Genomic DNA, 13,240 nt, shown 5'->3' with positions numbered 1-13,240 from the left:
TCTCCAAGCATCGGGAAGTTGTACTGGCGGTTTTTGAAAATCGGCGCCAGGTACTGCGCGCACAGTTTCGACGCTTGCTCGGCCCCGAGCCGGGAGGCGGATTGCACCGCTCCGCAGAGGAAGGCGATCGGGTTGGCGAAGTTGTTGATCGCCAGCGCGCCGGTCAGCGAACCGTTGGCCGGCTCGAAGATGTTGTTGAAGTCCTGCAATACCGTCGGGCCGATATGCAGCAGCTGCTTGATGTCGTCGAGGCTCTGGACCACCGCCGTGGTGATCGACGCCAGCTTGTCCGACGTGGTTCCGATGGCCTCACGGTTGTCTGCGGCGAAGCTCTGCAAGTCGTTCAGGACCCCGTTGAGGCTCTCCACCGTCTGACCGACCTTGTTCGGATTGTCGGCCAGCACCGACGAGACCGCGGCCAGGTTGCGGTTCAGCTGTTCGAGCAGATCGGCACTATCGTGCAGTCCCGTCACCAGCGTCGACAGGTTTTTGAACGTGGCAAAGATGTCCTTGCTGTGGTCACCGAGTGCGGACATCGTCTGCGACAGTTTGATGATGCTGTCGCGGATGGTGGGGCCCTGCCCGCGCAGGTTGTCGGCGGCGGTGTTGACGAGCGAACCCAGCGTGCTCACGCCGCCGGGCTGGGTGGGCTTCAGCAACTCGGTGACGCGCTGGAGTTGCTCTCGCAAGTCATCCCACTCGACCGGCACCGCCGTGCGCCCCTGGGGAATGATCGCGCCGTCGCCCATCGTGGGCCCGCCGGTGTAGGGCGGGGTCAGCTGGATGGCCCGACCCGTCACCAGCTGCGGCGACAGGATTACCGCCTTGGCTTCGGCGGGAACCTTGTACTTGCGATCGAACCAGAAAGAAATCTTGGACCGCAGGGGCTGCGGTTCAATCTTTTCGACCTTGCCCACTGGCACGCCCCGGATGCGCACGTCGTCGCCGGGAAACACGCCGTTGCTGTTGTCGAAGTAGCCGACCACCACTGTGCGGGCGACCTGATCGCTGGCTCGCATCGCGACGAACAACCCGGCAACGAGCACTAGGACCAGGGTGCTCGCGAGCACCACGCGGGAGTTGTTTCGCAGCCAGCCCATCACGGGCGGCCTCCCGGTCGCGTCGCGGGGTCGTTCACAATGACCGGCGCGGGCGTCGGTGCGGGAATAGGAACAAGGGGCGGCCCCGGCGGCGGACCGCCGGGCGGCGGGGCCGGCGGCGGTTGCCGATAGGGGTAGCAGCCAGGACCGGGCAACGCCACGCCGGGCACACCGCACAGATGGTCGTCCGGGTTGCCGGTGATCGCGTCGGGCAGATTTTGCCGCGGCTGGCCGCCCTGGCCGGTCCGCGGGTACGGCATCGGCAATGGTGGAGTCCCGGGCTGACCGGTCGGCGGGTTCGTCAGCTGCGACGGCAGCAACGTGGCCGGGTCCAGCCCCAGGTCGGAGAATGCGGCATTGATGTACGGCTGCACGAATTGGCCCGGCAGCAGGTTCACCACGTATGCCTTGAAGAACGGGCCCGACGCAACCGACTCGCCAAGCGACATGACATAGGCGTTGACCATTGGGATGGCCTTCTGCAGGCGCTCCTTGCGGTTGTCGATGATCGTCAACACCCCGTTGAGCTTGTCCAGTGCGGGCCGCAGATCCTGCCGGTTCTCGGCGATGAATCCCTGCAGTTGCCGCGACGCCGCGGAAATATTCATCCAGATCTGGTCCAGGGCCGCGCTCTGCGTCCGCAGCTGCGCCAGCAGCGCATTGGTGTCCTTCACCAGGCTGACCACCTGGTCGGTGCGCTTGGCCAACACTCCCGTCGCCTTGGCCGCGTTGTCGAGCAGGGTGCGGAGGTGGGCGTCGCGTTCGTCGAGTGTTTGGGCAAACCTCGCCACCCCCTGTAACGCGTTCCTCAGATCCGGCGGCGTATGGGCAAAGGTTTTCGCCAAGGTGGCCAGCGATCCGGACAGCTGGTCGGTGTTCAGGCCGCTGATCGTGGTGGCCAGGTCGCCAAGAGCGTCGGGCAGCTGGTAGGGCGACACCGTCCGATCCATCGGGATGGTGCCCTCGAGCTGGCCTTCGCCGCGGGGTGTGATGTCGAGGATCTTGCTGCCCAGGAGGCCTTTGGTTTTGATCGCCGCCTCAGCGCGGTCGCCCAGACGAACGTTTTTGGAGACCTTGAACTTCACCAGCACGCCGGACCCGTCGAGTTCGATGCTGGACACCTTTCCCACCGGAAAACCGGAGATCTCGACACCATTGCCGGTCCTCAGCCCGCCGGCGTCCGCGAAATACGCGGAGACGTTTCTGCCCGGGTTGAGAAAGGGCAGCTTCTGCCACTCCAGCGCGGCCAGCACAACGACAGCGACGGCGGTGAGGCCAACGGCGCCGATGATCATGGGGTTGCGTTCAGAGAACAATTTCATTTTGGCGTGCACCGTCCCGAGGGCTGACCGGCGACCTTGATGTACACCGGCTGGCCGCCCTTTCCGTTGAGCTTGAGCACGACGTCGCAGAAGTAGAAGCTGAAGTAGTCGCCGTACATCGCCTGGCGGTCCAGCGCCCGGTATTTGTCCGGCAGCGTGTTGATCAGGTTGTCGAGGTAGTCATGGTCGGCCAGCGCAATGTTTGCGACCCGGTCGGTCTGCTGGACCACTTTCCGGAACGGCTGCCGGGCCTGCGACATGAGGTCGGCGACTGAGCCGGCCGCGGCGTTGGTGTAGGCCACCGCGTTGGAGATGTCGGTTTTGCGGGCGGCCAGGCCGTGAACCAACTGGGACAGCGACGTCACCGCTTTGTCCAATCGGTCGCTCTGACCGCCCAGCGACCCCAGCACCACATTAAGGTTGTCGACCACCTGTCCGATCAGCAGATCGCGGTCGGCCAACGTGTTGGTCACCGCGGCCGCCTGGTTCAGAAACGTCCCGATCGTGGGTCCCTCGTCCTGAAATGCCTGGATGAACAGTTTGCTCAGCTCATTGACCTGGTCCGGGTTCAGCGCCCGAAACAGTGGGCGGAAGCCGCCGATCAGCGCATCCAAATCCAGCGCGGGTTCGGTGCGTGACAGCGGGATCGTTTGACCTGGCCTAAGCGTCTTGAGCCCCCCGGCCCCTTCTTCGAGCGCCAGGTAGCGGTCGCCGAACAGGTTGTCGTACCGCAGCACCGCCCGGGTTCCCTCGGTGAGGGTGACTGATTTTTCGGCGGTGAACTCGACCCGCAACGTCGCGTCCGGATTGATGGAGATGTTCTTGACCTTGCCGACCTCCACCCCGGCGATCCGGACCAGCTTGCCCTTCCTCAGATTGGTCACGTTGTTGAACTCGGCGTAGTAGGTGTTGCCTGCGCCGAACCGAACCTGGGCGAACACCGAAACCAAAAGGAACGCCGAGAGCAGGCAAACGGTCAGGAAAATGCCCAGGCCCACAACGGTGCCTCTGAGGTTTTCCTTCATAGCTTCTCTCCTGCGTCTGTGGATCGTCGGCGGTCACAACGGCGGTCAGGGTGGCGGCGGACCCGTTGCCGGCGGCGGCGGTGCCGGCGGTGCCGGCGGTACCCCGGGAAACAGCGGCACCCCGCCCGGCCCGTAGAGCTGCGCGCCGTACGGCGGCGTCGCAAACCCTTGCGTTGGCTGTGGCCCGACCGCCGTTCCGGGGAGGCAAGCACGGAAGCGTCTGCTCGTCGCCGAGGCCGGGTCATCGAGCCTCGCCTGCGGCGGCTCCGGCCACGGGTGGGTGGCCCCGAAGTATGACCCGTAGCAGGGACGCCCAATGCCTGGGTTGGGCCGGATATCGAGCCCGGTTCCCCAACCGGTGTTCGTGACGAGCTGGCGCACCGGGAAGTTCTTCGTGGCATCCGGCAGCGACCCGCACCCCGGCTGTCCGCCGGGCCCACCCTTGGCCTGCGCAATGGGCAGGTTGTCTGGATAGAGGTACGGGTCGTTGCCCAGCAACAAAGCGACGTCGAGTTGAAGCGTCCGGCCGTCGGCGCCGCCGAACGCCGAATAGCCCCCGTTGTTGAGATACCAGGTGACGCCCTGTAGGAAGCAGGTGTACTCGGGGCTGTACTTGAGCAGCAGGTTCGTCGTCGGTTCCAGGGTGTTGACCGTTGCGACGAAGTTGTCCTTGCTCGGGCCGAGCAAGTCGGTCCCTGCCTGTGCAAAGCCGATGGTGTTGAGCAGCAAGTCGTCCAGCGCCTTCTGATGATTCACGACGGTGCTGCTGGTGGTGCTGGCGGCGTTCAAGATGGTCAGGATGTTCTGGGCGGCTGCGTCGTAGGTGTTGCTGAGGTCGCCGAGCTTGCGCCAGTCCTGGCGGATGGTGTCGCTACGCGCGTTGAGTGCCAGCAACACCTGGTTGAGGTCGGTGGTAGCCTCGCCCATCCGTTGCCCTTGTCCGCGGACACCTTCGGCCACCGCGCTCAGCACCGCGTTCAGCTTGAGCGGATCGACCATGTTGAGCAGGTCGACAACATTTTCGAAGACCGTGTTGATCTCGGTGCTGACATTCTTCGAATGCAGCACCGCACCGGCGGCCAGCCGCGCAGGACTCGGGTTCGGCGGATACATCAGGTCGACGAATTTGGCACCGAACGCGGTGGTGGCATTGATCTGTGCCTGTACGTTGGCCGGGATATACCGGATCTGGTCAGGGTCGATCTCCAGCCTCAAGCTGGCCTGGTTCTTGCCACCTCCGATCTGGCTGACCCGGCCGACCTGGACGCCACGCAACATGACCTTGGCGTTGGTCTCCAGTACCAGCCCCGCTCGATCCGATGCCAGCGTCACCGGCACATACGACCTGCCCAGCCCGCTGAACGCCCCCAAAGTCACGAACAGGAACACGCCGACCGCCGCGAACAGGACCACCGTCCACCAGGCGGTGGGGATGCGGTGTTCTCCTGGCCTGCGTTGTGCCATGTCAGCTCGCCAGGTGGAAGTTGCCGGACTGGCCGTAGACGGCGAGCGTGATCAGCACGATCTCCACCGCCGCGACCACCATCGAGGTACGCACGGCCCGGCCCACGGCCTCACCGACCCCGGCCGGCCCGCCGTGCGCCGTATACCCGTAGTAGGTGTGCACCAGCATGACGACGACCGTGATCGCCACCACCTGGAAGAACGACCAGATCAGGTCGCGGGGACTGAGGAACGTGTTGAAGTAATGGTCGTAGACACCGGAGCCCTGGCCGTAAACGGAGGTGGTGCCGGCGCGGGAGGCCAGAAACGCCATCATGATTGCAATGCAGTACAGCGGGATGACCACGACGACCCCGGCGACGACCCGGGTGGACGCCAGATAGCTGACGCTGCGGATACCGATCACCTCGAGCGCATCAATCTCCTCGTTGATCCGCATCGCACCCATCTGAGCAGTAGCACCGGCACCAATGGTCGCCGACAAGGCGACGGAGGCGGTTCCAGGCACGATGAGCCGGACATTGAAGTACGCCGACGCGAACCCGGTGAGGGCTTCGATACCGACGGACGCCAACTGGTTGTAGCCCTGCACCGCCACCAAGGCGCCGGTGGTCATCGTCAGGAAGCCGACGATCACGACGGTCCCGCCGATCATCGCGAGCGCTGCGGTACCCAACCCCATTCCCGCGATCAGCCGCAGCAACTCGGTCCGGTAGTTGACGACAGCATCGGGAATCGAACCCAGCGTCGTGGCATAGAACCGCATCTGCGATCCGATCCGATTCCACTCGCGGACCAGAACGTTCGTGGCGCGCTGCAGCCGCGGATGGAGCCCGCTCGGAACGGTAAGCGTCATGGGTTCACCTCATGACACCGTGAACTGGATACCGACGGCGGTCACGAGGACGTTAATCGCGAACAACACCATGAACGTGTACACCACGGTCTCGTTGACCGCGTTGCCGACACCGGCCGGACCACCGCCGACTGAGATGCCCTTGTAGCAGGCGATCATGCCTGCCGCGTACCCGAATAGCGTCGCCTTGACCATCGAGACGAGGACGTCGGCAATGCCGGTGAGCGTCGTCAGCCCGGTCACGAACGCACCCGCCGAGACATGTTGGACATACACGGTGAAAAAGAACGCGCCGGCGAGACCCACCACGGTGACCACGGATTCCAGCGCCAAAGCCACTGTGGTGGCCGCCAGCACACGCGGGACTACCAGCCTCTGGACGGGGTTGATGCCGAGCACCCGCATCGCGTCGAGCTCTTCGCGGATGGTCCGCGCTCCCAGGTCGGCGCACATCGCGGTGGAGCCCGCGCCGGAGATCACCAGCACTGTGACGATGGGAGCGATCTGGTTCACGGTGCCGATCGCGGCGCCGGTTCCGGAGAAATCGCCGGCACCGATTTCGGTCAGCAGAATGTTGAAGATGAACGTCAGGATTACTGAGTACGGAAGGGTCATCATCAGCGCCGGCAGCATCGACTCCCGCGCCACGAACCAAGTCTGAAGTAGGTATTCACGCCAGGCGAACGGCGGCGTGAACGTCAGCACCATGCCGTCCAGCGCCATCGCAAAGAAGCCACCCATCACGCGGACGGGCTTGGTGACCCGATACACCGTCACCATTCGGGCCCCCTGTTTGTCCCGCCAGGGCCTCCCCGCCCTTGGTGCGACGACAGTATCGGTTGCGGGAGAATCGCACACACGTTTTGACGAACGACCCGGTCGTCACGTGGGTGCACCGCAAGTTCGGCCGTGAACGCTCGTCGGCGTACGCTTCGTCGGCCCACCAGTAATCCCCGCTGGCGACACGGGAACCGGCGACCGGTTATGCCGGGTTCTCGACGGGCTGCACCGCGTGTGCGAACCGCGTCGCGTCGCGGTATGCCCGACGGCACTGCCACAGCGAGGACACCCCGAGTCGGCAGCTGCGGATAGTCATGCTCGGCCAGCGGCATGGCGGGAACGATATCGACGCTCTCATTACGGTGACTGCTCCACCAAGAGGGATTATGGGTCCCTCTTCAGGGTCAGTCTCCGGTTTTTCGGCCGACCGCGTGTGGTTTGCTGTGCACGCGTTGAACAAGGCGCCAAGTACCCTACTGCCACAGGCGCGCGGCGCGGGCCACACGCGGGCGAAGCCGATGCAGCGGTGATCGTCAGCGTCGGACGCGGTGAGCGTGGTCCACGCCAGTTGTGGCTTGTTCGGATCCCACACGCGGACAAGGCGATAGCGATAGGTGCGGCACATGCTGATCGCCGCCCACGATCGCGGGCGCGAGCGCCCCATGAATAGGCGGAGACGGTCAATGCATGCCGGCGGCATGATCGAACGCTATCGAGATGATCAGTCCGGTAACTGCTCGACCAAGAGGGAGTCAGGTGCCAAGGTGGCGGTATCTGGGCATCGGGTGATCTTGGGCCGCAGAGCATATCGCCCGTGGCGAAGTGCACCCGGCTCACCGGTCGTAATATGCATCCGTCAGATCGTTTGGCTCGCAAGAGTTTTCGCGAGCCGCGAGTCGACCCCGCTAGGCCACCGGAAAGCCGTGACCGCGGCGTCGTGGTCGTCGCGGTGTCGCACCAGGATGTCGCGGACAGCGCGGTAGGGCTGCTCGGCCAGCCGGTCGGTCCATCGATCGGACTCCTCACATCGATTCCATCTGAGAAACTTGCTGTGCGGCGCCACCGCGGCGCTGGCGGCGATCCGAAGGAGGCTGCGCGTGCAACGTCGCGAGCCTGCACTCCGGTCCTCTCGGGCCGAGCGCGTCGCAGCCGATCTGGAACACGAGATCCTCAGTGCGCGCCTTCCGGTCGGGGCCCATCTAGGACGCCGCTCGGAGATCATGGACCGCTTCGGCATCAGCCCAACGGTGATGAATGAGACGTTGCGGATTTTGCGCGATCGCGACCTAATTACGGTTCGACCCGGACCAGGCGGCGGGATCACGGTGGCGAGTGCGCCCACGCAGGTTCGTGTCGGGGCGCTGGATTTATCGTTCCAGCCTTCCACCCCGCATCCCCTGGACTTGTTCGAAGCCCGGTTGTACCTGGAGTTCGGCATGACCAAGGCGGCTTTCGAGCGTGCGACTAGCGACGACGTCGCTGCGATGCGATCGGCGATGGTCACGATGCGGGCCAGTACCGGTGCGCTGGAGTACTTCGACGCCGTCCTCGCGTTTCACGGCGTCGTCGCGGCGGCCGCCCACATCCCCGTCCTGGAGGGCATGCACCAGCTTGTCGTGACCAGCATCAAAGCCGTGCTGAGCCGGGTGATGTTCGTCCACAATCACGAGCCGCTGCTCGCCACGAGCCTCGACGTGCACGACGACATCGTGGCCGCTATCGCCCTGCGCGATCAGACGTCTTTCGTCGAAGCCATCAACCGCCACGATCAGGATCTGATCCGCGCCGACGACCCGGACCGCACGCCCAGCACACCGCAGCACCCCTGACCAGCTCTCGGCACTTCCTTGCCTGCTCAGGGAGCGGTGCCGCCAGCTTGCGATCCATTGTGCATATACATCTTGAATTATGTATGCACAATAGCTATCGTAGGTGGAGCCCGACCCTCATCCCGTTGCGCGGAGCCGATCATCAACGTTCAATTGACCAAACCCGCCGGCCTCGTCGATGTCCACACCCACGCCATCGACGTCGATCTGCCCGACCTGCGACGCGCCTATCCGCACGATCGCTGGCCCGGCGTTGAGCGCACCGGCGAGACCGAAGCGCAACTCCAGTTCGGTGGGGTTTCCTACCGCCCCATCGATCACCGTTGCTGGTCACCGGAAGCGCGGATCCTTGACATGGACCGCGAAGGCGTTGCGATGCAGGTGCTTTCGCCAATTCCGGTGACGTTCTGCTACGACGCATCGGCGGCCGGCGCCGCGGAATTGGCAACAGCGCAGAACGAGTTCTTCGCCCGAATCACCCTCGAGCACCCAACGCGCTTTGCCGCGCTGGGGGCCGTCGCCTTGCAGAACCCCGACCGAGCTGTCGACGAGATGCGCCGGAGCATGCGTCACCCGGGGTTTCTCGGTGTCGAGATCGGCACGCGGGTAGGAGATAACGAACTTGCCGACCCCAGCTTGGACCGGTTCTTTGCGGTCGCGCATGAACTCGGCGCTTTGGTCCTGGTCCATCCCAGCGATCAGGATCTACCACCCCGAGTCGCCGCACTCGGATTGGGCTTCGGTGCCGGGATGCCGATCGAGACGGCACTCGCCGCGGCGGCGTTGATCACGAGCGGCGCGCTCGCACGCCGGCCGGGAGTACGAATCTGCCTGGCGCACGGCGGCGGCGCGCTGCCGGCGATCATCGGACGACTCGACAAAGGGGCCACGATCACTGGCGTCTCTGTCGATTCATCCGACTTACCGAGTCGGCTGGCCCGACAACTGTGGTGTGACTGCCTGACCTACAACCATGACGCGCTCACGGCAGCAGTCCACGTGTTCGGTACCGACCACGTGGTCTTCGGATCCGACTACCCGTTTGCGGCGATGCCGCAGTCTCTTGACGACATCGTCACCACCCTGCCCGCTGACTTGCGTCGCAGGATCTGCCGCACCAATTTGGAGGAGCACTATGGCGCACTTCCTGGGTCTGGGCATGACCCACTATCCGCTACTGGCCGGCACCGACGAGCACATGGCGGACCTGTTGCGCTGGACGCTAACTGACCCCGACATTCCCGCCGAGGCGAAGGACCCTGCCACCTGGTCCGCGTCGATGCAAGCCGAATGGGGCAACGACGGCGGAGCTGCCGCAGCAGCGCATCACCGAAAGCTGTTGGTGGAGAACCTTGCTCGAAGCCGCGACGCCCTCGACGAGTTCGCACCCGATGTCGTGGTGGTGTGGGGTGACGACCAGTACGAAAACTTTCGCGAAGAGGTCATCCCGCCGTTCTGCGTCCTCGCCTACAGCGATGTCGAGGTCAACCCCTTCGAGTTGATGACGCGCCGCGGCAGCCCAAACGCATGGAGTCTGCCCGACGACGCAACCATCACGTTGCACGGCGACGCGGACGGGGCCCGCAGACTCACCGACGAACTCATCGGCAGAGGATTCGATATCGCCTACTCCTACCGAAAGCGCAGCGACGCACCTTTTCCGCATGCAATCCTCAACACCCAGCTGTTCCTTGACTACCCAAACGCCGGGTCGCACTTCAACTATCGGCTGATCCCCATCACGGTCAACTGCTACGGGCAGCACGCAATCGCACGCCAGGGCGGCCTGGCACGCTTCGCCGCCATCGCCGACGAACGCCTCGACCCGTCCGGGCCGACGCCCGCCCGCTGTTTCGCACTGGGGCGCGCCGTCGCACAGGCGTTCCGCGACACCGACTTACGGGTTGCACTGGTTGCTTCGTCGAGCTGGTCGCACGCATTTCTCACTGACAAAACCTGGCACATCACTCCTGACACCGACGCGGACCGTCGCCTCTATCAGCTTTTCGTCGACCGCGACTACCAGACGTGGCAGGCCACCCCGAGCCGCGACATCGTCGACTCCGGCCAGCACGAGATGCTCAACTGGTTCTGCCTGACGGGAGCTGTCGACGAGCTCGGCTTGGACCTTTCTTGGTCGGAGCTCATCACTACCGATGTCTTCAACTCCAACAAGTGTTTCGCAGCGTTCACGGAAGGAGGCACACGATGACGTCGATAGTCGCACGGATCACATTTGAGCCAAGGACGATCGATGCCGGAGGTATCGAAACCAGCTACCTCGAGGCCGGTTCCGGGGAGACAGTCCTCATGCTGCACGGATCCGGCCCCGGGGTTTCGGCGCTCGCTAACTGGCAGCTCAACATACCGACGTTGGCGCACCGCTTCCACGTGCTTGCACCCGACATCGTCGGCTTCGGCGCCACCGAGCGGCCCGAAGACGTCGTCTACTCGCTGCGCACCTGGACCGATCACGTCTGGGCATTTATGGACGCACACGGCATCGAGAAGACCAGGGTCATCGGCAATTCGCTGGGCGGGCGCATCGCACTGCAGATGGCTACCGACCAGCCGGACCGGATCGTCAAAATGGTGCTGATGGGCACACCGGGCGCGGGTATGACTCCCACCGAGGGGCTTGCCGCGCTACGCGCGTACGAGCCGTCGTATGGCGCAATGCGCGAATTGCTGCGCAATTACTTCGCGGTCAATCCGGCAATGATCAGCGACGACCTTGTCAAGATCCGGTATGAGGCCAGCATCGCCGACGGCGCCTACGAGGCTTACCGTGCCATGTTCTTCGACCCGCGGCACACCGGATCCGACCTCGGTATCACCGACAACGAGGTGCGAGCCATCACCACCCCGACACTGCTCATTCATGGCCGCGAGGACAAAGTGGTTGTCCTTCAAGTCTCGGTCACGATGCTCGGGCTACTGCCCAACGCCGATCTGCATGTGTTCAGCGGTTGCGGCCACTGGACCCAAGTTGAGCGCGCAGACGAGTTCTCAGCTGTGGTTACCGATTACCTCGGCCGGTCATGAGCGCCGGCATCGAGACTCGGCGCCCCCAACAAGCCGATGTGCCCGCGCAACTGCCGATCGTCGACGACGACCCGGTAGCCCAACGGTTCCGGGTGCATCGCTCGGCGATGACCTCGCCGCATATCCATCGGGCCGAAATCGAGCGCATCTTCGCCAGGTCGTGGCTGTACGTCGGCCACGAATCCGAGATCCCGGAACCGGGCGACTTTGTGCGGCGGCCGGTGGGCGGGCGGCCGCTCTTTATGGTGCGCGGGACGAATACCGGTAACGTCAACGTGTTCCACAACACCTGCACACATCGCGGCGCGCTCGTCTGCCGGCAGGACTCGGGCAACTCCAAGGTATTTCAGTGTTTCTACCACGCGTGGACCTTCGACTCCGAAGGTCGACTCAAGGGTGTGCCGGACCGCGACGCGTATGCCGGCGGGGTGAACTTTGACGAGTTGGGACTCAAGCGAGTGGCGCGGGTCGAGTCCTATCGGGGCTTTGTCTTCGCCAGCTTCGACCCCGACATCGTTGACTTGCCCAGCTATCTGGCCGGCGCCAAGGACTACATCGACCTTGTCGTCGACGGCTGCGGCGGATCGGTCGAAATGGTCCGCGGCACCAACCAGTACAGCTTCTCAGCCAACTGGAAGCTATTGGTGGAAAACAGTTTCGACGGCTACCACGCCGAATCCACCCATGACACCTACTTCAAGTACCTGGTGTCTATCGGTACCGACCTGCGCGGAGGCGTCAGCGGTCGAGAAGTTGACCTCGGCAACGGTCACGCGGTGATCGAATACAGTTCCCCGTGGGGACGTCCGGTTGCCAAGTGGGAGCCGCTGTTCGGCGAGGAAGCCCGCACCGAAATCGAGCGGCTGCGGGCGGATCTGGTTGCGCGCCATGGCGAGGAGCGCGCACACGCCATGACCGAAGTTAACCGCAACCTGTTGATCTATCCGAACCTGATCATCAACGACATTATGGCCGTGACGGTACGGACCCTGTATCCGTCGGCGCCCGACGCCGTCGACGTCACCGCATGGGCCCTAGCCCCCACCGACGAACCGGCTCCCCTCCGTCACCGCCGGCTCGACAGCTTCCTGACTTTCCTCGGCCCGGGCGGCTTCGCCACACCTGACGATCTGGAGGCGTTGGAATCCTGCCAACAGGGCTTCGCCAGCGGCGGCGTCGAATGGAATGACATCTCCCGCGGCATGGGGCGCGTTCCGAAGGCAAACGATGAGGAACAAATGCGCGCGTTCTGGCGGCGCTGGCAGCACCAGATGGGTGCCGCAGCGGACCTGGCGGGTGCCCAATGACCGCGGCGAGCGTCGCGGTGTCCCGTCAGCAGATTGAGGACTTCCTCTACGCCGAGGCGGCACTACTGGACTCGTGGGCGCTCGAGGCGTGGCTGCAGCTTTTCGATGAGGACGCCAAGTACGAGGTGCCTTCTAACGACGCGCTCGACGGCGATCCTGCGCACGATCTGATGCTTATCGACGACAACTACATGCGGTTGACGGCCAGAGTCGAACGACTCAGCAGCCGACGCGCCCACCGCGAGTACCCACATTCCCGCACCAATCATCAAGTGTTCAACGTGCGGGTAGACGAGTCGAATGACACCATCTCTGTCACCGCATCGTTCACGGTCTGGCGATTCCGGGCCGGCCGATCAAGCTGCTATGTCGGCCGGTACCGCTACCGGCTGCGACGAACCGACGACGGCTTGCGCATTGCCGCTAAGCGCGCAGAACTGGACATGACGGACCTGCGGGAAGTCGGCGACGTGGCGATCATCCTATGAGCGACGTACTGTGCGGCCGGACCG

12 protein-coding genes are annotated in these 13,240 nt (G+C 64.2%); 6 read left to right on the top strand and 6 right to left on the bottom strand.

Going from position 1 to position 13,240, the window contains the following annotated elements; all coding sequences use genetic code 11:
• The 6 genes from VGH54_RS20785 to VGH54_RS20760 all read right to left on the bottom strand — a co-directional run.
• On the bottom strand, positions 1–1,100 hold a 1,100-nt coding region (locus VGH54_RS20785; RefSeq protein WP_331513973.1), incomplete at its 3' end, for a virulence factor Mce family protein.
• Positions 1,100–2,422 carry an MCE family protein gene (locus tag VGH54_RS20780; protein WP_331513972.1) on the bottom strand — a complete coding sequence of 441 codons (1,323 nt, stop codon included), beginning with the start codon at positions 2,420–2,422 and terminating at the stop codon, positions 1,100–1,102. The genes VGH54_RS20780 and VGH54_RS20785, both read right to left, overlap by 1 nt.
• Positions 2,419–3,447: a virulence factor Mce family protein gene (locus tag VGH54_RS20775; protein WP_331513971.1), complete on the bottom strand. Its 1,029-nt coding sequence runs from the start codon at positions 3,445–3,447 to the stop codon at positions 2,419–2,421. Before VGH54_RS20775 ends, VGH54_RS20780 begins: the two co-directional genes overlap by 4 nt.
• Before the next feature lie 45 nt (positions 3,448–3,492).
• On the bottom strand, positions 3,493–4,911 hold the full coding sequence (locus VGH54_RS20770; protein WP_331513970.1) for an MCE family protein: 1,419 nt from the start codon (positions 4,909–4,911) through the stop codon (positions 3,493–3,495).
• A gap of 1 nt (position 4,912) precedes the next feature.
• On the bottom strand, positions 4,913–5,767 hold the full coding sequence (locus tag VGH54_RS20765; RefSeq protein WP_331513969.1) for an ABC transporter permease: 855 nt from the start codon (positions 5,765–5,767) through the stop codon (positions 4,913–4,915).
• 9 nt (positions 5,768–5,776) lie between these two features.
• Positions 5,777–6,547, bottom strand: a complete 771-nt coding sequence (locus tag VGH54_RS20760; protein ID WP_331513968.1) for an ABC transporter permease — start codon at positions 6,545–6,547, stop codon at positions 5,777–5,779.
• A 1,097-nt stretch (positions 6,548–7,644) separates the two neighbouring features.
• Here VGH54_RS20760 and VGH54_RS20755 point away from each other — a divergent pair.
• The 6 genes from VGH54_RS20755 (at position 7,645) to VGH54_RS20730 (ending at position 13,216) form a co-directional block, all read left to right on the top strand.
• A complete protein-coding gene (locus tag VGH54_RS20755; protein WP_331513967.1) occupies positions 7,645–8,376 on the top strand; it encodes a FadR/GntR family transcriptional regulator in 732 nt (243 codons plus the stop codon).
• A 153-nt stretch (positions 8,377–8,529) separates the two neighbouring features.
• On the top strand, positions 8,530–9,606 hold the full coding sequence (locus tag VGH54_RS20750; RefSeq protein ID WP_331513966.1) for an amidohydrolase family protein: 1,077 nt from the start codon (positions 8,530–8,532) through the stop codon (positions 9,604–9,606).
• Complete coding sequence (locus VGH54_RS20745) at positions 9,512–10,588, top strand: extradiol ring-cleavage dioxygenase (RefSeq protein ID WP_331513965.1); 1,077 nt, start codon at positions 9,512–9,514, stop codon at positions 10,586–10,588. Before VGH54_RS20750 ends, VGH54_RS20745 begins: the two co-directional genes overlap by 95 nt.
• Positions 10,585–11,421: an alpha/beta hydrolase gene (locus VGH54_RS20740; protein ID WP_331513964.1), complete on the top strand. Its 837-nt coding sequence runs from the start codon at positions 10,585–10,587 to the stop codon at positions 11,419–11,421. Before VGH54_RS20745 ends, VGH54_RS20740 begins: the two co-directional genes overlap by 4 nt.
• Positions 11,418–12,728: an aromatic ring-hydroxylating dioxygenase subunit alpha gene (locus VGH54_RS20735; protein ID WP_331513963.1), complete on the top strand. Its 1,311-nt coding sequence runs from the start codon at positions 11,418–11,420 to the stop codon at positions 12,726–12,728. Before VGH54_RS20740 ends, VGH54_RS20735 begins: the two co-directional genes overlap by 4 nt.
• Complete coding sequence (locus VGH54_RS20730; RefSeq protein ID WP_331513962.1) at positions 12,725–13,216, top strand: aromatic-ring-hydroxylating dioxygenase subunit beta; 492 nt, start codon at positions 12,725–12,727, stop codon at positions 13,214–13,216. The genes VGH54_RS20735 and VGH54_RS20730 overlap by 4 nt, the downstream gene beginning before the upstream one ends.
• The last annotated feature ends 24 nt before the right edge of the window (positions 13,217–13,240 follow it).

The sequence above is a fragment of the Mycobacterium sp. genome (genome assembly GCF_036488105.1).
Taxonomy (GTDB): Bacteria; Actinomycetota; Actinomycetes; order Mycobacteriales; family Mycobacteriaceae; genus Mycobacterium.
The sequence above is the reverse complement of the archived record's forward strand: the minus strand, read 5'-3'. Positions and strand labels throughout refer to the sequence as shown.